Genomic DNA, 18,370 nt, shown 5'->3' with positions numbered 1-18,370 from the left:
CTGTGGGGGAGCTGAGGAGAGGGAGGGGACGCCCGGGGCGACGATGGCCGGGCGCAGATCTTTAAGTATGGTTTCCCGATCGCACACGCGCTATCTTCGCGCGTAGAGCCCGCATGGGGCCGAGGGGCCCGCACAGCCGCCCCCCGCACCGTACGCTAGGCCCCATGCCCAAGACGCCACTGCACCCCTCGCCCCCTCCGCTGGAGGCCAACGACGTCGCCATCGTCGGCGGCGGCACGGTGCTGTGGTTCGTCGCCTTCCTCGCCCTGCTCCCCTTCCAGGGCACCCTCTCCGCGCACGGCCACGGCACCTGGCCCTGGATCTGCCTCTCCGGCGGCCTGCTCGGCCTGATCGGCCTCTGGTACTGCCGCGCCCGCCGGGACGCGATCGCCCGCGGCCGCGCCGCCGAGGCGGCCGCGCACAAGGCCGAACACACGGCCGAGCGCCCGGCTGAACACCCGGCCGAGGACAACGGCCAGAACCCGGCCACCCGGTCGGACTGAATAGTCCTTTAGTAGCACGCACCGGGCATAAGGCACCCGTAGAGTCGGTGCCATGACGCAGCCTGCCCAGCCAGCGGAAGAGCGGCCGAGCGACCGAGACCGCCCGGACGGAGCGCACCCCCTCGGCCTGCTGCCCGGCCGGCGCGGCGGCCTGACCGCCGCCGAGGTGGCCGAGCGGGTCGCGCAGGGCCGGGTCAACGACGTCCCCGTGCGGTCCAGCCGGTCCACCAGGGAGATCGTCCGGGCCAACGTCTTCACCCGCTTCAACGCCATCATCGGCGTGATGTTCGGCATCATCCTGATCGTCGGTCCGCTCCAGGACGGCCTGTTCGGCCTGGTCATCGTGGCCAACACGGCGATCGGCATCATCCAGGAGCTGCGCGCCAAGAAGACCCTGGACAGCCTGGCCCTGATCGGCGAGGCCCGCCCGCAGGTCCGCCGGGACGGCGCCGTCCAGCAGGTCGGCGTCTCCGAGATCGTCCTCGACGACACCGTGCTGCTCGGCATCGGCGACAAGGTGATCGTGGACGGCGAGGTCACCGAGGCGGACGGCCTGGAGATCGACGAGTCGCTGCTGACCGGCGAGCCCGACCCGGTCCTCAAGCAGCCCGGCGACCACGTGATGTCCGGCAGCTTCGTGGTGGCCGGCGCCGGCGCCTTCACCGCCACCAAGGTCGGCCGCGAGGCCTACGCGGCCCAGCTCGCCGAGGAGGCCAGCAAGTTCACCCTGGTGAAGTCGGAGCTGCGCACCGGCATCGACAGCATCCTGCGGATCATCACCTACCTGCTGATCCCCACCGCCCTCGGTCTGATCATCAGCCAGCTGGCCGTCGAGGGCCGGGACTGGCGGGAGGCCGTACGGCGCATGGTGGCCGGCATCGTGCCGATGGTCCCCGAGGGCCTGGTGCTGCTGACCTCGGTCGCCTTCGCGATCGGCGTGGTCCGGCTCGGCCGCAAGCAGTGCCTGGTCCAGGAGCTCCCGGCGATCGAGGGCCTGGCCCGGGTGGACACCGTCTGCCTGGACAAGACCGGCACCCTCACCGAGGGCGGCATGGACGTGATCGACCTGCGGGTGCTCTCCGACGGGGAGCCCGCCGCCGTCGCCCCGGAGACCGTCAAGCACGCGCTGGCCGTGATGGCCGGCGCCGACGCCCGGCCCAACCCGTCCATGCAGGCGGTCATCGACGCGTACGGGCGCGGCGACGCCGACGCCTCCTCGGGCCGCGACGGCTGGCGGGTGATCGAGGCGATGCCCTTCTCCTCCGCCCGCAAGTGGAGCGGGGTACAGCTGCTGGAGCCACAGGGCGGCGAGGCCAGCTGGCTGCTCGGCGCGCCCGACGTGCTGCTGCCCGCCGGGCACCCGGCCCTGGCCGAGGTGGACGAACTGGGCGCCCGCGGCCTGCGGGTGCTGCTGCTCGGCCGCACCACCGTCCCGCTGGACGCCCCCGACCCGGCCGCCGACCTCACCCCGCTCGCCCTGGTGGTGCTCCAGCAGCGACTGCGCTCGGACGCCGCCGAGACCCTGCGCTACTTCGAGGGCCAGCGGGTCCGGGCCAAGGTCATCTCCGGCGACGCGGCGGTCTCGGTCGGCGCGGTGGCCGGCCACCTGGGCCTGCCCGGCGCCGACCACCCGTTGGACGCCCGCACCCTGCCCGCCGACCCGGAGGAGCTCGCCGAGACCGCCGACCGGACCAGCGTCTTCGGCCGGGTCACCCCCCAGCAGAAGCGCCAGCTGGTCGGGGCGCTGCAGTCCCGCGGCCACACCGTCGCGATGACCGGCGACGGCGTCAACGACGTGCTCGCGCTCAAGGACGCCGACATCGGCGTGGCGATGGGCACCGGCTCGGACGCCACCAAGGCGGTCGCCCAGATCGTGCTGCTGAACGACTCCTTCGCCTCGCTGCCGTCCGTGGTCGCCGAGGGCCGCCGGGTCATCGGCAACATCGAGCGGGTCGCTTCACTCTTCCTGGTGAAGACCGTCTACTCCGTCCTGCTGGCCCTCCTGGTGATCTTCACCCATTCGCCGTACCCGTTCCTGCCCCGGCACTCCACGGTGCTGTCCTCGCTGACCATCGGCATCCCGGCGTTCTTCCTCGCGCTCGCCCCCAACAACGAGCGGGCCCGCACCGGCTTCGTGAAGCGGGTGCTGCGGCTGGCGATCCCCGGCGGCGTCATCGCCGGCACCGGCACCTTCGTCGCCTACACGCTCGCCCGCACCGACCACGCGACCGACCTCAAGGCCGACACCAGCGTGGCCACCCTGACGCTCTTCCTGATCGCCATCTGGGTCCTCGCCATCGTCGCCCGCCCGTACAACTGGTGGCGCCTGCTGCTGATCGGCAGCATGTGCGGCGCCTTCGCGCTGGTGCTGGTGGTGCCCCCGCTGAAGACCTTCTTCGACCTCTCGCTGGTCGGCTTCCGCGACCCGCTGACGGGCGTCGCCATCGCGGTGGTCTGCGGCATCGCCCTGGAGATCACCTGGCGCGTCATGAAGCGCCGCGGCATGGAGTGACGCCGCACGCGGTGCCCCCGCGGGCCCGCCGCTCGGGGCGGGCCCGCGGGGCGCGGCTCAGCCCTCGAAGTCCCGGGCGGCCGACAGCTCGTAGGCGCGGTCCGGCTCGCTGAGGGCGGCCAGCACCTCGAAGCGGCGGTGCCACTGCCCGACCGACCAGGCCAGCCCGGCGGCGAGGCCCTCCGGGGTGGCCGCGTGCAGCAGCCCGGGCACCGGCGGCACCTCGAACTCGTCGTCCTCGTCGCCGGCCTCGGCCAGCTCCGGGTCGTACGGCGGCTCCGGGGCCCGCGCCCCGGTGTCCCAGCGCCAGTCCACCGCCGCCTCGCCGCCGTCCGGCCCGACGACCAGCAGCTCCTCGTGCTCCTCGTACGCCACCGGGCAGCCGGGCAGCAGCTCCCGCACCACCGCCGGCACCCGGTGCAGCGCGCCCTCGGACAGCACCCGGCCGCCCGCCACCTCGCTGGCCAGCGACACGTGCAGCCGCTCGGCGAGGTCGGCGGCCAGCGCCGGGGCGACCGGCAGCAGCGGGTACGGGTGCAGCAGCTGGACCAGGTCGGGGGCGTCGGCGACGACCGCCTCGGCGGCGTCCACCACCACGGTGTGGGCCGGCCGGCGCCCGGTCTCCGGGTCCAGCGGCGGCAGCGCCCGCACCACGTCCAGCGGCTCGATCCGCTCGCGGTCCACCCGGGCCAGCGCGGTGTGGATGCCGTGCAGCTGGCGGTGGCCGACCTCGGCGTCCGGGTCGGTCATCCGGTCCAGCACCTCGTCGGGACCGTGCGGCTCGGCGAGCAGCGCGGCCAGCGTGGTGCGCACCCCGAGCGCGTGCAGGAACTGCTCGTCCAGGGTGGTGCGGGCCTCGTCGTACAGGCCGCGCAGCAGCGGGTCCGCCCCGGCCGCGCGCAGGCCGGCCGGCTCCCGGCCCGCCAGCACCGGGTGGTCGCGCAGCCACCACGCGGTGTACGGCGGCAGGTCGGCGTACGAGCCGTCCGGCAGCAGGGTGCGCACCGGGCCGACCACGGCGTCCCGATACGGCGGGCGGGCCAGCGCGGCGAGCGCCTCCGGCCAGGCGTCGTCGTCCACCAGGTCGAGGTCGCGCACGGCCAGCAGCTCGGCGGCCACCGGCGGGACGCCGATCGCCTCGTCGGCCTGCAGCGCCTCCAGCGCGTCCTCGGCCCACTCGGCGAGCCCGTCCGGGGCCTCGTCCAGCAGGCCGGTGGGGTGGCCGCCGGCCGCGCGGTCGGCGGGCGCGGTCGGGTCGAGCCGCTCCAGGTCGTCCGGGTCGAGCACCACGTCCTCGGCGCGCACCAGCACGAAGTCGGCCAGCACGCCGACGGCGGCGAGCACCTCCGGGCCCCAGCGCTCCAGCAGCTCGTCGTCCACCCAGCCGGCGTCCTCCTCGCGGGCGAGCGCGGCGAACGGGCTTCCGGGCAGCACGAGTTCGCCGGCCCGGGCGGGCTCGCCCTCGTCGTCGAGCAGCGCCAGCCGGGCCAGCCACGGGTGGGCGCCCGGCTCCGGCGCGGCGACCTTCACCAACGCCAGGACGGCGTCGGCGAGTTCCAGCGCCGCGTCCAGGTCGTCCTCGGCCAGCTCGTAGGAGCGGGCGACGGCGGCCCGCACCTCGGGGGTGTCCAGCACCCCGGCCGGGGTGGCGGTGCCGGCGCCGAGCTTGGCCAGCAGCGGGTGGGCCGCCTCGGGGTGGGCCAGGCGCAGGTCCAGCGCGGCGAGCGCGCCCGCCAGCGACTCGGGGTAGCCCGGGAAGGCCGCCCAGTCGGCGTCCTCGGAGGGCAGCAGGACGCGCCGCGGCCCGGTGACCGTCCGCCCGTCGGCCAGCGGGACGGGCAGCGCGCCGAGCGCCTCCGGGTCGGCCGCGCCGAGCGCCGCGTAGAGGTTGCGCCACCACGCGGGTTCGCGGTCCAGGCCGCCGAGCTGGTCCACCACCTCGGCCAGCGGCACCCGGCGCACGTTCAGCACCCGCAGCTCGGTGCGGCGCTCCAGGCCGGCCGGCAGCAGCCCGGGGAAGATCGGCGAGAGCGCCTCGACCACCGAGCCGTCCGCGCCCTCCAGCAGCGTCGCGTCCCGGGGCCGCAGCGCGGGCGTGCCCTCCTCGACCGGCGCCGGGTGCGGCAGGAACGGCGTGCCGGGCAGCCGGGACAGCACCGCGGCGCGCAGCGCGTTGTCCAGCGCGCCCTGGCCGAGCGGGACCGGAACGAGACCGAGGGAGCCGAGATCGGCGCCGCGGGCGCGCAGCAGCTCGGCGTAGCTGTCGGCGGCGCGCTCGGTGAGGAAGTCGGCCAGCGGGCCGGGGGCGACGTGCCGGCGGGTGGAGTCCAGCGGGTAGGAGGCGATCAGCAGCGCGGGCAGACCGACCGGCTCGTCGCTGGGGGTCGGCGCGTGCAGCACGGAGGCGATCGCGGGCCGCTGCGGGGCGCCGTCCGGGCCGACCGGGACGGCCCAGGTCACCGTCCAGTACGGGCGGGAGCGTTCCTCGGTGGGCCGGTCGAGCAGCAGCTCGGCCGCGAGCGTGCCGGAGGCGCCGACGGTCTGCCAGACCGTCCGCCGCGGCCGGCCGCCCGCGTCGTCGGTGACGGTGACCTCGGTGACCCCGTCCGGGCGGGCCTCGGCGGCCTCCCGGGTGAGCGTGCGGGTGCCGTCCGGGGTCTCCACCACGACCTCGCGCAGGCCGGGCAGGGTGAGCAGCAGCGCGTCGTCGATCCCGGCCAGCAGACGGCGGGTCAGGTCCTCGGCGGCGGCGTCCCGCAGCGGCAGTACCACCACCGTGTCGTAGCCCGCCGGGGCCGGCCCCTCGGCCGCGAACGGCAGCCGCAGCAGCGGCACGTGGCCGTCCCGGCGGCGCAGCTCGTCGGCCAGCTCGGGCTGGGCCCCGGCCAGCGCCCGGGCCTCGCCGAGCGACCAGCGCACCCCGCCGGTGGCGCTCAGCACGGCGGGCTCGTCGGTGACGGCGAGGACGGCGGCGAAGCCGACCCCGAACCGGCCGACGGCGGGCTCCTCGCCGCGCTTGGAGGAGGCGCGCAGGGTGGACAGCGACTCGACGGCGGCCTCGTCCAGCGGGGCGCCGGTGTTGGCGGCGGCGAGCACGCCGTCGGCGAGGGTCAGCCGCAGCCGGCCGGGGCCCTGGCCGGCCCGGACCGCGGCGTCGGCCGCGTTCTGTGCCAACTCGACCACCAGGCGGTCCCGGTAGCCGCCGAGTGCCAGCTCCTCCTCGGCGTTGGCGTCCTCCCGGAACCGGGCCGGCGAGGCGGCCCAGGCGGCCAGCACCCGTCGGCGCAGCGCGGCGCTGCCGAAGGGGTCCGCGAGGTGCTCGTCCGTGCCGCTGCCGATGATCCGAGGTTCCACTGGACCTGCCGCCTTCCGCTGCCCTGTTCGTCGTAGGGCATTCTTCCCTGCCCCACTGACTGCTCCCGACCACGCACCCCGCCGTCGGCGGCCCCGGCGGCCCTCCCACCGCCCGAATAGCACCTCCGCCCGGAAAACACCGCCGCCCGGAAAACACCGCGGCCCGCGCCGGTCGGTGACCGGGCGGGCCGCGGAGGGCACGGGCTCAGGAGTGGCCGAGCTCCTCGGCGGGGGCGTCGGGCTCGACGGAGCCGGAGGCGCGGTCGGGGTGCAGCGGCAGCGGCTCGACCACCAGCTCGTCCAGGATCAGCTCGGACGGCGCCGGCGGGGCCGGGATCACGGCCGCCTCGGAGTGCCCGCCACAGCCGTACGCGAAGGAGACGATCTGGCCGTCGGCCGGGCCGAACTCGTTGCCGCACACGCCGAAGGCCTGCCCGAGCGAGCCGCCGATCGGAACCAGGAAGCCACAGCTCGCGCACGAGGCCGGGGCGGCCTGCGCCATCGCGGTCTGCGGGCCGTGGGACTTCTCCCAGCGCTCGGCGGCCAGGTGCATCCCGAGCCGGGAGAGCACCCGGCTGCGGCCCAGGCCCAGTTCCTCGGCGACGGCGTTGATCCGGGCGCGGGCCGGGGCGGGCTGGACGTGCGGGTCGGTGACGACCATGTCGTCCTCGTCCGCCAGAACGGCCGCGGAGTTCGGCGCGGGCTCGTCCTCGCCCGTCCAGCCGGGCTCCAGCCGCAGGTCGTCGGCGCCGGTGGGCAGCAGGTCGCCCGGGCCCATGTCGCCGGGGCGCAGCCGATCGCTCCACGGCACCCACTCCGGGGCGAGCACCGCGTCGTCGCCGGGCAGCAGCACGACCTCGTCCAGGGTGACGTTCTTGGCGCGCGGCGCACGCGCGACGGTGACCGCCCAGTGCCAGCCGCGGTAGGCCGCGTCAAGGCACTCGAAGGTGTGGGTGACGACGCGGTCGGCGTCCGCCTGGACACCCAGGTGCGGCCCGACGGCCTCCGCACCGACGGCCTCCTCGGCGGCCTGGCGGGCGAGTTCGACGGCCTCGGCACAGAGCCGGTCGGGGGTACGGCTTCGCATCGCAGCACTCACGGCGTCGATTCTCTCCCAGTTCTTCTGTCGCCCACGGCGTGTTGCCTGTTCCGTCGCGGCTAGGTGTCCCTCGTCCATTCTGCGCGACCTGGAGCCCCCTCGGGTACCGGCCGCGCCGCTCGACCGGCCTGCCGGCGCCCCGGCGCTCCGGCGGGTCGACCCTGGGCAGGCTACCCGCCGGTCGGTGCCCCGGCACAGTCCGGGGCGGACACGGCCGTTTCCGGGCCGCGCCGAGCGGGGCCCGGTCCCGCGTCGACTCGGCGATTCTGGGGCAGGATGGGGCTTGTGGCGGACCCCGAACCGTCGCAGCACGTACTGCGTGTCCCGCAGGCCGGCAGCCCCGACCAGACGGACGCCGTGCCGCGGCAGCAGCCTCCGGTCCCCGGCGCGGGCGAACCGCCGCCGGCGGACGGCGCCGAGGCGTCCGCCGAATCCGCGGCCCGGTCCGCGGCCGGGCCCCCCGACACCCTCGACGCCCTCGACCCGGCCCCGGCGGAACCGCGGGAGCCTGAGGAGCTGGAGGAGCCGGAGGAGCCGGAGACCCCCGAGCCCCGCCGGCACTTCCTGGTCCGCACCGCCTCCGCCGCCGGCTCCCGCACCGGCAAGGTGGTGCACGGCACCGGCCGCCGGATCCGCCGGGCCACCGCCGCCGAGGGCGCGGGCGAGTCCGGCCTCGCGAAGCTGATCGAGCTGCACGCGCTCAACTCCTTCGGCGACATGCTGATCACCGTCGCACTGGCGTCCACCATCTTCTTCTCGGTGCCCACCGCCGAGGCCCGCGGCCGGGTCGCGCTCTACCTGCTGATCACGATGGCCCCGTTCGCGCTGCTGGCGCCGGTGGTCGGCCCGCTGCTGGACCGGCTGCCGCACGGCCGCCGGGCCGCCATGGCGACGGCCATGCTGGCCCGGGCCGTGCTGGCCTGGACGATGGCAGGGGTGATCGCGGGCGGCGGCATCGCGCTCTACCCGGAGGCGCTCGGCGTGCTGGTCGCGTCCAAGGCGTACGGCGTGGTGCGCAGCGTGGTGGTGCCCCGGCTGCTGCCGAGCCGGCTGTCCCTGGTGAAGGCGAACTCCCGGGTAACCCTGGCCGGGCTGCTGGCCACCGGCGTGGCGGCCGCGGTCGGCGGGCTGCTGCACCTGCTCGGGCCCGGCTGGCCGCTGCGCGGGGCCTTCCTGGTGTTCGTGATCGGCACCCTGATGGCCTTCCACCTGCCGCCCGCGGTGGACTCGGCCAAGGGCGAGCAGCGCGCCGTCCTGCACGCCGAGGTGCACGGCGAGGGCTCGCACCTGATCCCCCACAGGCCGCCGCCGGTCAAGGCCTCGCTGCGCACCGTCGGCCCCTCGGTGATCCTGGCGCTGCGGGCGATGTCGGCGATGAAGTGGCTGGTCGGCTTCCTGGTGATGTTCCTGGCCTTCCTGCTGCGGGAGGAGCCGATCGGCGGGCTGCGGCCGACCGCGGCGCTGGGCCTGGTCGCACTGGCGGCCGGGACGGGCAACGCGCTGGGCTCGGTGCTCGGCTCCTGGCTGCGCACCCGGGGCCCGGAGGCGACGGTCACCGCGATGCTGCTGCTGGCGACCTGCGTCACGGCGGCGGCCGCGCTCTGGTACGGCGTGGTGACGGTGGTTCTGGTCGCCGGGACGGCCGGGACGGCGGCCTCGCTGGGCAAGCTGGCGCTGGACGCGCTGATCCAGCGGGACGTCCCGGAGGCGGTGCGGACCTCGGCGTTCGCCCGTTCGGAGACCCTGATGCAGCTGTCCTGGGTGGCCGGCGGCGCGGTCGGCATCCTGCTGCCGCTGAACGGGAAGCTGGGCCTGTCGATCGCCGCCGGGGTGGTCGGCGTGGTGCTGCTGTGGACGCTGCGCTCGCTGTTCCGGGTGGGCCTGCGGCGGCACCCGGCGGCGCCCCGGGTGGCCTGACCGGGGCCCGGTGACAACACGCGGTGCCGACCCCCGCGTCGCGTGATCGGCCAGGCCCGGTAGATTCTGACGCATGAGCCTCAATTCCCGTGCCATCGCCGCCCTCGGCGCCGTCGTCGTGGTCGGCGCCGCCACGGTGGGCACCTCCGTCGCCATCGCCGCCGGCCAGACCGAGCACAGCTCCCACCGTGCCACCCTCACGGTCGGCAACTCCTCGATCGTCGCGGACCCGCTGTGCTGGAACGGCGGCAGCCCGATCACCGAGGACCTCCAGGAGCAGTGCCAGGACAAGGCCACCGAGGCCCTCAAGAACGGCACGCTGCCCACCAGGGACGTGGTGGGCAGCGACCGGGTCGGCGTCGGGGTCTCCCCGAACGTGGCCGAGACCGGCTGGTGGGCCTTCACCAACGGCGGCTCGACCGGCCAGGGCGGGCGCTTCAGCCTGTTCTCGTACGCCAAGGGCCCGACCTGGTCGGGTTCCCAGCAGGCGAACAAGGTGCTGAACGCCAGCGGCAAGACCCTGGTCACCGTGGTCGAGGGCGACAAGAACTCGGACAACCCGGTCGCCGTCTGGTACTTCCAGCTGAACACCCAGGACAGCTGACGGTCCTGCGATGACCGCGCACGCCGTCACCGACGGCCAGGACGAGCAGTCGGGCCCCGCGCGGGCCCGGCTGCTCGTCGTCGTCGCGGTGGCCGCCGAGGCCGAGGCCGTGCTCCGCGGCCTGCCCGGCGGGTCCGCCGCGCTGCCGCTGCCCGGCGGCACGCTGCACCGGGCCGAGCGGGTGCCGGTGGACGTGCTGGCCGCCGGGGTCGGCCCGGCCGCCGCCGCGGCCGGCGCCGGCGCCGCGCTGGCGGCCCACCCGTACGCCCTGGCCGTCTCGGCCGGGATCGCCGGCGGCTTCGCCCCGCTCGCCCCGGTCGGCGCCACCGTGCTGGCCGACGCGATCGTGGCCGCGGACCTCGGCGCCCAGACCCCCGACGGCTTCGCCGACGTCACCGAGCTGGGCTTCGGCACCGTCCGGCACACCCCGCCCCCGGCCGCCGTCACCCTGGTCGCTCGGGCGCTGGGCCCCGGCCTCGCCGTCGGCCCGGTGCTGACCGTCTCCACCGTCACCGGCAGCGCCGAGCGGGCCGCCGAGCTGGCGGCCCGCCACCCGGGCGCCGCCGCCGAGGCGATGGAGGGCTTCGGCGTGGCCGAGGCCGCCGCCCGGTACGGCGTGCCGGCCCTCGAACTGCGCACCGTGTCCAACCCGGTGGGCCCGCGCGACCGGTCCGCCTGGCGGATCGGCGAGGCGCTGGCCGCCCTGGAACGGGCCTTCGCCGCGCTGCCCGTCCGGGAACTGGCCGCGGCGCACGAACCGGCCGCGCGGCACGAACCGATCAAGGAGGCCGGCCGTGGCTGAACGGCTGAGCATCGCGTACTCGCCCTGCCCGAACGACACCTTCGTCTTCCACGCCTGGGCGCACGGCCTGGTGCCGGGGGTGGACGCCCCCGAGGTGACCTTCGCCGACATCGACGTCACCAACGGCCAGGCCGAACGCGGCGAGCTGGACGTGCTGAAGATCAGCTACGGCGCGCTGCCCTGGGTCCTGGACGAGTACACCCTGCTGCCCTGCGGCGGCGCGCTGGGCCGCGGCTGCGGCCCGCTGGTGCTCACCCTGCCGGGCGTGGACTCCCCCGCCGACCTCGCCGGGAAGACCGTCGCGGTGCCCTCCGAGCGCTCCACCGCCTACCTGCTGTTCCGGCTCTGGGCGGCGCGGGCGGTGCCGGGCGGGTTCGGCGAGATCGTCGTCCTGCCGTTCCACGAGATCATGCCCGCCGTCCGGGACGGCCGGGTGGACGCCGGCCTGGTGATCCACGAGGCCCGCTTCACGTACCGGCAGTACGGCCTGCACAGCCTGGCCGACATGGGCGAGGCCTGGGAGCGGGAGACCGGCCTGCCGATCCCGCTGGGCGCGATCGTCGCCAGGCGCTCGCTCGGCGCCGAGCGGCTGCGGGAGATCTCCGACGCGATCCGCGCCTCCGTCCGGCAGGCCTGGGCGGACCCGGCGGCGAGCCGCGAGTACGTGCTGGCGCACGCCCAGGAGATGGACCTGGCCGTCGCCGAGCAGCACATCGAGCTGTACGTCACCGAGTTCTCCGAGGACCTCGGCGAGGAGGGCTACGCGGCCGTCCACGCGCTGCTCACCCGGGCCGCGGCGGAGGGGCTGGTGCCCCCGCTCGACCCGGGTGCGCTCGCGTTCTAGCCGGCTCGCGTTCCCGCGTGCCCGTCGGTCAGACGTCGAACTGGTCGGCCACCGCGCGCAGCAGGCCGGCCAGCTTCTGGCCGGTCGGCTTGGCGGGGTAGCGCCCGCGCTGCAGGCCGGGCAGCACCGCGTCCAGCGTGGTGATCAGGTCCTGGACGATCGGTGCCATGTCGTCGGCGCTGCGGCGCTGGGCGGCGGCCACCGAGGGCAGCGCGTCCAGCAGCTGCACGGCCATCGCCTGGTCCCCGCGGTGGCCGGCGACCACGCCGAACTCGACCCGCTGACCCGGCTTCAGCGACGTGACACCGGCGGGCAGCGCCTTGGTGTGGACGAAGACGTCGCCGCCGTCGTCGCGCGACAGGAAGCCGAAGCCCTTCGTCTCGTTGAACCACTTGACCTGGCCGGTGGGCATCTCGAACAGTCCTCGAATGGGTGTGAGGGATCCCGGCCCTGGCCGGGGATCACTGGGTGGTGGGGAAAGGCGACCGACCCCGCTTCGGCGCCCGCGGGCGCTCGTGGTCGGTCGCGGTCAGGAGCAGACTAACCGTCCGTCACTGCCTCATCCGCGTTCCGCGAGGGATCCGCGTTCCGAGGCCCGGTCGGGGCGGCGGGAACGGGATCTCGCGGTCACGGGCAACCCGGCGTCGGCACGGCCGTGGCGCGGCTCCGCGCGGTCCATCGGCTCACACCCCCGGGTCTGAGGACGCGGGGCGCACCTGTAGCGCCCCTCGGCATCCCGTGCATACCCCCGCTCAACAGGGATCAAAACGTTCAGCTGCCGGGAAACTGCGCAACGTGACCGACCCGCTCCGGTGGACCCGCCCGCGGGCCGCTCTGCCAGACTGGGATCAGTCCCGACCGGCCCGGAGGAGTGAGCAGACGTGAGCAGCCAGAGCGCCGACCCCGGTGACGTATACGTCAAGGCCGGGGCGATCGTCTTCGGCCTCGGGACACTCGCCACCCTGGTCACCTTCGTCCCGCTGTTCCTGCACCTGACGCCGCTGCCGACGGCCGCGTACTGGCTGAGCATGCTGATGCCGGCCGGCTTCCTGGCCGCGCTGACCGGGCTGCTGCTGAACGCCCGGGCCCAGCGCCGCCGGACCGGGCCCGTCGGCTCCTGACGGCCGCCGCGGGCCCGCGCGCTAGCCCCGCTCGGCCAGGTGCCCGGCGAGCCAGTCCGGGAAGCCGGTGAGGTCCGCCAGCACCACGTCCGCCCCCGCCTCGCGCAGCTCCCGCGCGTTGTACGGGCCGGTGGGCACGCAGACCGCGAGGGCGTCCGCGAACCGGGCGCCCCTGATGTCGCCGAGGTGGTCGCCGACGTAGACGCTCGCGCCGTGCTCGCGCAGCGCCACGCCCTTGGTCTCCGCCCACAGGTCGCCGATCACGGTGTCCGCGGCCAGCCCGGCGTGCTCCAGGTGGAGGCGGGCGTTCGGCTCGTACTTGCCGGTGATCACCGCGACCCGGCCGCCGTGGGCGCGGACCGCCTCGACGGCGGCGTGCGCGCCGGGCAGGGCCACGGTCGGCGCGAAGGCGTGGTCCCGGTAGAGCTCGCGGTAGCGGTCGACGGCCCGCTCCACCTCGTCCTCCGGGAACCAGTTGCGCATCTCGTCCAGCAGCGGCGGGCCGAGCCGGGTGACCACCAGGTCGGCGTCGATGTGGGTGCCGGTCTCGGCGGAGAGCGCCAGGTAGGTGGCGCGGATACCCGGCCGGGTGTCCAGCAGCGTCATGTCGAGGTCGAAGCCGACGGTGAGCGGAGCGGGTGAGGTCGCGGGCATGCCGTCAGGCTACCCAACGGGGGCCACGGGCCACGAGGCAATTTGCCCGGGCTTCACGGGGGAACTTAGGTTTACCTGAGTTGTCTGCGGAGAGGGCCCATGACCGACACCAGCGCACCGCCCGGCGCGCCCCGCGCGCCGTACCGCGCGCCGCGGCGCCGAACACTGTGGTTCGCCGCCGCACTCGCCGTCCTGGCCGCCGCGGTGCTGCTCAGCCTGGCGGTCGGCAGCCGGACCATCCCGTTCGGCGGCACGCTGGACGCCCTGCTGCACGGCGGCGACACCGCCGACGCCGTGGTGGTCCGCGAGCTGCGGGTGCCGCGCACGGTCGTCGGGCTGGCCGTCGGCGCGGCACTCGGCCTGGCCGGGGCCGTCATGCAGGGCCTGACCCGCAATCCGATCGCCGACCCCGGCATCCTCGGCGTCTCCCAGGGCGCGGCGGCCGGTGTGGTGGTCGCCATCTCCGGCTTCGGCGTCTCCACCCTCACGGGGTACGTCTGGTTCGGCTTCGCGGGCGCGGTGATCGCCACCGTGCTGGTGTACGGGCTCGCCGGGCGCGGCCGGGGCGGGGCCACGCCGATCAAGCTGGCGCTGGCCGGCTCGGCCGCGTCCGCCTTCATCGCCTCGCTCAACACCCTGGTGCTGACCACCGACGCGGCCACCATGGACCAGTTCCGGTTCTGGCACGTCGGCTCGCTCTCCGGACGGACCTCGGACGTGGCCTGGCAGCTGCTGCCGTTCCTGGCCGTCGGCACAGTGCTGGTGGTCGCGGTGGCGCGCGGGCTGGACGCGCTGGCGCTCGGCGACGACACCGCCAGGGGGCTGGGCGCCAGGACCGGCCTGACCCGGGCGGTCGGCGCGCTCGGCGCGACCGTCCTGACCGGCTCGGCGGTCGCGGCGGCCGGCCCGATCGCCTTCGTCGGCCTCGCCGTCCCGCACGCGGCCCGCGCGGTGGCCGGCGCCGACCACCGCTGGATCCTCGCCTTCTCCGCCGTCCTCGGCCCGGCGCTGCTGCTGCTCGCCGACACCCTCGGCCGGGTCCTGTTCCCGCCGTCCGAGGTCCCGGCGGGCGTGATGACGGCCCTCGTCGGCGTCCCGGTGCTGGTGGCCCTGGTCCGCCGCCGGAAGGTGGTGGCGGCATGACCTCGGTGTCGCTGCGCGGCTACTCGACCGTCCGGGCCGGGCGGGCGTCCTTCCTGGTGCACCGGCGCTCGGTGGCCGTCACCGTCGGGCTGCTGGTGGCGCTGGCGGCGACCGCGGTGGCCTCGCTCTGCCTGGGCGAGTCCACGGTGGCGCCGGGCGAGGTGGTCAAGGTGGTGCTCGGGCAGCCGAGCCCGCACGAGCTGGTGGTCGGCGAGTTCCGGCTGCCCCGGGTGGTGGTCGGACTGCTGGTCGGCCTGGCGCTCGGGCTGGCCGGGGCGCTGATCCAGACCGTCGCCCGCAATCCGCTGGCCAGCCCCGACGTGGTGGGCGTGACCTGGGGCGCCACCGCGACCGTGGTCGGCCTGACGGCGTACGGCGTGGTCGGCTCGACCGGCCAGGCCCCGTACGCGGCGGTGGCCGGCGGTCTGGTGGCCGGGCTGCTGGTGTACGCACTGGCCTGGCGGCGCGGCCTGCACGCCCAGCGCTTCGTGCTGATCGGCATCGGCGTCAGCGTCGCGCTGTCCTCGCTGACCTCCGTCTTCCTCACCAAGGGCGACGGCTTCCAGGCCCAGGCCGCCAAGGTCTGGATGACCGGCAGCCTGAACGGCGCCGGCTACGACCAGGCCGACCGGCTCGCCTGGGTGCTGCTCGCGGCCCTGCCGGTCGCACTGTGGGCCGCCCGCGCCCAGCGGTCGATCTCCTTCGACGACGCCACCGCCGTCGGCCTCGGCCTGCGCCTGGACCGGATCCGCCTCGGCATGGCGCTGCTGGGCATCGTGCTGGCCTCGTGCGCGGCCGGGGCCGCCGGGCCGGTGGACTTCGTCGCGCTGATGGCCCCGCAGATCGCGCTGCGGCTGGCCCGCTCGGCGCAGGTCCCGCTGTTCTGCTCGGCGCTGACCGGCGCGCTGGTGGTGGTCCTCGCCGACCTGGTCGCCCGGCGGCTGCTGGCCCCGACGGAGCTGCCGGTGGGCGTGGTGACCGGCCTGGTCGGCGCGCCGTACCTGATGTGGCTGCTGATCCGATCCCGACGTGGAGGTTCCTGATGTCCGATCACCGCCTGGAGGCCCGGGGCCTCACCCTGGCCTACGAGGCGCGCACGGTCGTCGAGGGCCTGGACGTGAGCGTCCCGGACGGGCGGGTGACGGTGATCGTCGGCCCGAACGCCTGCGGCAAGTCGACCCTGCTGCGGGCCCTCGGCCGGCTGCTGAAGCCGGTCCGGGGCGCCGTGCTGCTGGACGGCGAGGAGCTGGCGCGGATCCCGACCAAGCGGATCGCCCAGCGGCTCGGCCTGCTGCCGCAGTCGCCGACCGCCCCCGAGGGCATCTCGGTGGCGGACCTGGTCGCGCGCGGCCGCCAGCCGCACCAGAGCTGGTGGCGGCAGTGGTCGCCGGAGGACGAGGCGGCGGTCGCGGAGGCGCTGGAGCGCACCTCCACCGCCGAGCTGGCCGAGCGGAGCATGGACGAGCTGTCCGGCGGCCAGCGCCAGCGCGCCTGGATCGCGATGGCGCTCGCCCAGGGCACCGACATCCTGCTGCTGGACGAGCCGACCACCTACCTGGACATCGCGCACCAGGTGGAGGTGCTGGACCTGGTCCGCCGGCTGAACGTCGAGCGCGGCCGGACCGTCGTCGCGGTGCTGCACGACCTCAACCAGGCCGCCCGGTACGCGGACCACCTGGTGGCGATGCGGGACGGCCGGGTGGTGGCGCAGGGCGCGCCCGGGGACGTGGTGACGGCCGAGCTGGTGCGGGAGGTGTTCGGGCTGGACTCGGTGGTGGTGCCGGACCCGGTGACCGGCACGCCGCTGGTCGTGCCGGGAGCCCCGTGGTCGGCGCTCACCCCGGACGGTGCTCCCGCCTGACGGCGTCCTTAACAGCACTTCAGCTGCCATTTCGGACATAATCGACGGCACCCCGACCCCGCCGCGACGCCAGAGGACCGCCGATGCCCCGGATCTCCCGCCGCACCCTCCTCACCGGCCTCGGCGCCGCCGCGCTCGCGACGGCCACCGGCTGCACCGACCGCCACCCGGCCCCGGCGGCCACGGAGGGCCTCGCCCCCGGCGCCACCCCTTCCCCGGCCCCGCTGCCGCCGGTGACGGTGGACGCCGCCACCGGGCCGGTGGTGGTGCCGGGCGCGCCGATGCGGGTGGTCGTGCTGGACACCGACGTGCTCGACTCGGCGCTGACCCTCGGCATCACCCCGGTCGGCGCCGCACTGCCGGCCCGCAACACCAGCTACCCCGGGTACTGGCCGGCCTCCCGGACGGCCGGGATCCGGCTGGTCGGCCCGGCGGGCGCACCCGACCTGCCGACCGTACGGGCGCTGCGGCCGGACCTGATCCTCTCCAACCAGGCCCGCGACGGCGACCGCTACGAGCAGCTGCGGGACATCGCCCCGACCGTGCTCACCCAGACCGCAGGGGCGCCGTGGAAGGCCGACTTCCAGCTGCACGCCGAGGCGCTGAGCCGGGAGGCGGCCGCGGCGGCCTTCGCCGGCTCGTACCAGAGGCACGTCGGGCAGGTGGTGCAGGCGCTGGCGGCGGCGAAGCTGTCGGGACGCAAGGTGAGCCTGGTGCGGTTCGTGGAGGGCGGCGGCATCCGGCTGTTCGGCCGGCAGAGCTTTCCCGGCACGGTGCTCGCCGACGCCCAGGTGGGCCGGCCGGACGCGCAGAACGTCGACCAGTCGGACTTCGAGATCCCGGCGGACCAGATCGCCAGGGCCGACGGCGATCTGCTGCTGTACGCGACGTACGGCGATCCGGGGCTCTCGGGCACCAGCGCGGTGCTGGCGAGCCCTGGTTGGCAGGCGCTGGGGGCGGTCAGGGGGCACCGGGCGTTCCCGGTGAACGACCAGCTGTGGTTCCAGGGGATCGGGTACACCGGCGCCAACTACATGCTGGACGAGCTGCAGCGCTTCCTCGGCGCCTAGACCCTAGGGCCGGCGCGCCCCCGCGTAGCGGGCCGGGGAGACGCCGACGGCGGCGGTGAAGTCCCTGGTGAGGTGCGCCTGGTCGGCGTAGCCCAGCTCGGCGGCGAGCCCGGCCAGGTCCAACCCGCCGTCCGCGGCGGCGCGTTCGGCGGCCTCGTGGAGGCGGGCGCGGCGCAGCACCCACTTCGGGGAGGCGCCGACGTACTCGGCGAACAGGCGCTGGAGGCGGCGGACCGTCAGGCCCAGCTCGGCGGCCAGCTCGTCCACCCGGCGGAGGTCCGGTGTGCCGGTGATCCGGTCCACCATCGCGGCGACCTCGGCGGCGGCCGGGTCGGGCGCGGGCAGCCGGGGGCGGAGGAAGGCGTCGGCGAGGGCGGCGAGGGCGGCGGGGCCGTCGGGCTCCCCGAGGATCTCCGCGTTGAGCCGGTCCGCCCCGGGCCCGAAGTACTCGGCGGCGGGCACCGAACGGTCGGCCAGGTCGCTCACCGGGTGCCCGGCGAGGGCGCGGAAGGCGCCGGCCCGGAAGCGCACGCCCAGTACGTGCCCGGCGCCCTCCAGGCGGCGGACGAAGAGCGAGCGGTCCACCCCGTAGACGCGTGCCCGCGGGGCCTCGAAGACCAGGTGGACGTTGGGGTGGGAGAGCACCTTCTGCTCGTACGGGGGCAGGCCGTGCAGGTCCCACCGGACCAGCCAGTAGTACTCGACGGACCGCGCCACGGCCGGGTCGGGCGCGAGCCGGTCCACGGTGATCAGCTCGGCCGCCCGGGCGGGGTGGAGCACCCCGCGGCCGAGGCCGGGAGCGTCCGGGGTGTCCGGGGAGTCCGAGGGTTCCGGGGAGTCCGGGGAGTCCGTGCCCATGCCGCCAGGCTAGCCGTCGCGTTTCTTC

At 75.8% G+C, this 18,370-nt stretch carries 16 protein-coding genes; 11 read left to right on the top strand and 5 right to left on the bottom strand.

The window, feature by feature from the left end:
- Window positions 1-164: 164 nt before the first annotated feature.
- Both ACIQ87_RS15730 and ACIQ87_RS15725 read left to right on the top strand, forming a co-directional pair.
- Window positions 165-503: a DUF2530 domain-containing protein gene (locus ACIQ87_RS15730; RefSeq protein WP_402406296.1), complete on the top strand. Its 339-nt coding sequence runs from the start codon at window positions 165-167 to the stop codon at window positions 501-503.
- A gap of 52 nt (window positions 504-555) precedes the next feature.
- Complete coding sequence (locus ACIQ87_RS15725) at window positions 556-3,015, top strand: HAD-IC family P-type ATPase (RefSeq protein WP_402406294.1); 2,460 nt, start codon at window positions 556-558, stop codon at window positions 3,013-3,015.
- Between the two features lie 57 nt (window positions 3,016-3,072).
- On the opposite strand, the gene ACIQ87_RS15720 is transcribed toward ACIQ87_RS15725, so the two are convergent.
- Both ACIQ87_RS15720 and ACIQ87_RS15715 read right to left on the bottom strand, forming a co-directional pair.
- Window positions 3,073-6,369 carry a sacsin N-terminal ATP-binding-like domain-containing protein gene (locus ACIQ87_RS15720; protein ID WP_402406291.1) on the bottom strand — a complete coding sequence of 1,099 codons (3,297 nt, stop codon included), beginning with the start codon at window positions 6,367-6,369 and terminating at the stop codon, window positions 3,073-3,075.
- Window positions 6,370-6,574: 205 nt separating this feature from the next.
- A complete protein-coding gene (locus ACIQ87_RS15715; protein WP_402406496.1) occupies window positions 6,575-7,456 on the bottom strand; it encodes a DUF3027 domain-containing protein in 882 nt (293 codons plus the stop codon).
- A 528-nt stretch (window positions 7,457-7,984) separates the two neighbouring features.
- Here ACIQ87_RS15715 and ACIQ87_RS15710 point away from each other — a divergent pair.
- The 4 genes from ACIQ87_RS15710 (at window position 7,985) to ACIQ87_RS15695 (ending at window position 11,635) form a co-directional block, all read left to right on the top strand.
- A complete protein-coding gene (locus tag ACIQ87_RS15710) occupies window positions 7,985-9,385 on the top strand; it encodes an MFS transporter (RefSeq protein ID WP_402406494.1) in 1,401 nt (466 codons plus the stop codon).
- A 73-nt stretch (window positions 9,386-9,458) separates the two neighbouring features.
- Entirely contained in the window at window positions 9,459-9,989 is a 531-nt protein-coding gene (locus ACIQ87_RS15705) for a hypothetical protein (protein ID WP_402406289.1), read from the top strand.
- 10 nt (window positions 9,990-9,999) lie between these two features.
- On the top strand, window positions 10,000-10,791 hold the full coding sequence (locus ACIQ87_RS15700; protein ID WP_402406286.1) for a futalosine hydrolase: 792 nt from the start codon (window positions 10,000-10,002) through the stop codon (window positions 10,789-10,791).
- Window positions 10,784-11,635, top strand: a complete 852-nt coding sequence (locus ACIQ87_RS15695) for a 1,4-dihydroxy-6-naphthoate synthase (protein WP_402406283.1) — start codon at window positions 10,784-10,786, stop codon at window positions 11,633-11,635. Before ACIQ87_RS15700 ends, ACIQ87_RS15695 begins: the two co-directional genes overlap by 8 nt.
- Window positions 11,636-11,663: 28 nt before the next feature.
- Here the strand turns inward: ACIQ87_RS15695 and ACIQ87_RS15690 are convergent, their stop codons facing one another.
- Window positions 11,664-12,047, bottom strand: a complete 384-nt coding sequence (locus tag ACIQ87_RS15690; protein WP_360348240.1) for a cold-shock protein — start codon at window positions 12,045-12,047, stop codon at window positions 11,664-11,666.
- Window positions 12,048-12,516: 469 nt separating this feature from the next.
- Here ACIQ87_RS15690 and ACIQ87_RS15685 point away from each other — a divergent pair, with 469 nt between their 5' ends.
- Complete coding sequence (locus tag ACIQ87_RS15685; protein WP_402406282.1) at window positions 12,517-12,756, top strand: hypothetical protein; 240 nt, start codon at window positions 12,517-12,519, stop codon at window positions 12,754-12,756.
- A 21-nt stretch (window positions 12,757-12,777) separates the two neighbouring features.
- Here the strand turns inward: ACIQ87_RS15685 and ACIQ87_RS15680 are convergent, their stop codons facing one another.
- Entirely contained in the window at window positions 12,778-13,410 is a 633-nt protein-coding gene (locus ACIQ87_RS15680; RefSeq protein WP_402406279.1) for an HAD family hydrolase, read from the bottom strand.
- Window positions 13,411-13,509: 99 nt separating this feature from the next.
- Here ACIQ87_RS15680 and ACIQ87_RS15675 point away from each other — a divergent pair, with 99 nt between their 5' ends.
- The 4 genes from ACIQ87_RS15675 (at window position 13,510) to ACIQ87_RS15660 (ending at window position 17,484) form a co-directional block, all read left to right on the top strand.
- On the top strand, window positions 13,510-14,553 hold the full coding sequence (locus ACIQ87_RS15675; RefSeq protein ID WP_402406277.1) for a FecCD family ABC transporter permease: 1,044 nt from the start codon (window positions 13,510-13,512) through the stop codon (window positions 14,551-14,553).
- Window positions 14,550-15,596, top strand: coding sequence for a FecCD family ABC transporter permease (locus ACIQ87_RS15670; protein WP_402406274.1), 1,047 nt, complete (start codon window positions 14,550-14,552; stop codon window positions 15,594-15,596). Before ACIQ87_RS15675 ends, ACIQ87_RS15670 begins: the two co-directional genes overlap by 4 nt.
- The gene (locus ACIQ87_RS15665) at window positions 15,596-16,414 is read left to right on the top strand and encodes an ABC transporter ATP-binding protein (protein WP_392882489.1); all 819 of its coding nucleotides are present in this window, start codon (window positions 15,596-15,598) and stop codon (window positions 16,412-16,414) included. Before ACIQ87_RS15670 ends, ACIQ87_RS15665 begins: the two co-directional genes overlap by 1 nt.
- Before the next feature lie 83 nt (window positions 16,415-16,497).
- Complete coding sequence (locus ACIQ87_RS15660; protein WP_402406271.1) at window positions 16,498-17,484, top strand: ABC transporter substrate-binding protein; 987 nt, start codon at window positions 16,498-16,500, stop codon at window positions 17,482-17,484.
- A 3-nt stretch (window positions 17,485-17,487) separates the two neighbouring features.
- On the opposite strand, the gene ACIQ87_RS15655 is transcribed toward ACIQ87_RS15660, so the two are convergent.
- On the bottom strand, window positions 17,488-18,342 hold the full coding sequence (locus ACIQ87_RS15655) for a DUF6597 domain-containing transcriptional factor (protein ID WP_402406269.1): 855 nt from the start codon (window positions 18,340-18,342) through the stop codon (window positions 17,488-17,490).
- Window positions 18,343-18,370: the final 28 nt, after the last annotated feature.

Source organism: Kitasatospora sp. NPDC096204 (genome assembly GCF_044763205.1).
Lineage (GTDB): Bacteria > Actinomycetota > Actinomycetes > Streptomycetales > Streptomycetaceae > Kitasatospora.
The sequence above is the reverse complement of the archived record's forward strand: the minus strand, read 5'-3'. Positions and strand labels throughout refer to the sequence as shown.

What these genes read in the sequence shown, in the direction of transcription:
- ACIQ87_RS15730 (WP_402406296.1), top strand. Translation starts at nt 165, where the DNA reads ATGCCCAAGACGCCACTGCACCCCTCGCCCCCTCCGCTGGAGGCCAAC.
- ACIQ87_RS15725 (WP_402406294.1), top strand. Translation starts at nt 556, where the DNA reads ATGACGCAGCCTGCCCAGCCAGCGGAAGAGCGGCCGAGCGACCGAGAC.
- ACIQ87_RS15715 (WP_402406496.1), bottom strand. Translation starts at nt 7,456, where the DNA reads ATGCGAAGCCGTACCCCCGACCGGCTCTGTGCCGAGGCCGTCGAACTC.
- ACIQ87_RS15705 (WP_402406289.1), top strand. Translation starts at nt 9,459, where the DNA reads ATGAGCCTCAATTCCCGTGCCATCGCCGCCCTCGGCGCCGTCGTCGTG.
- ACIQ87_RS15700 (WP_402406286.1), top strand. Translation starts at nt 10,000, where the DNA reads ATGACCGCGCACGCCGTCACCGACGGCCAGGACGAGCAGTCGGGCCCC.
- ACIQ87_RS15690 (WP_360348240.1), bottom strand. Translation starts at nt 12,047, where the DNA reads ATGCCCACCGGCCAGGTCAAGTGGTTCAACGAGACGAAGGGCTTCGGC.
- ACIQ87_RS15680 (WP_402406279.1), bottom strand. Translation starts at nt 13,410, where the DNA reads ATGCCCGCGACCTCACCCGCTCCGCTCACCGTCGGCTTCGACCTCGAC.
- ACIQ87_RS15675 (WP_402406277.1), top strand. Translation starts at nt 13,510, where the DNA reads ATGACCGACACCAGCGCACCGCCCGGCGCGCCCCGCGCGCCGTACCGC.
- ACIQ87_RS15670 (WP_402406274.1), top strand. Translation starts at nt 14,550, where the DNA reads ATGACCTCGGTGTCGCTGCGCGGCTACTCGACCGTCCGGGCCGGGCGG.
- ACIQ87_RS15665 (WP_392882489.1), top strand. Translation starts at nt 15,596, where the DNA reads ATGTCCGATCACCGCCTGGAGGCCCGGGGCCTCACCCTGGCCTACGAG.
- ACIQ87_RS15660 (WP_402406271.1), top strand. Translation starts at nt 16,498, where the DNA reads ATGCCCCGGATCTCCCGCCGCACCCTCCTCACCGGCCTCGGCGCCGCC.
- ACIQ87_RS15655 (WP_402406269.1), bottom strand. Translation starts at nt 18,342, where the DNA reads ATGGGCACGGACTCCCCGGACTCCCCGGAACCCTCGGACTCCCCGGAC.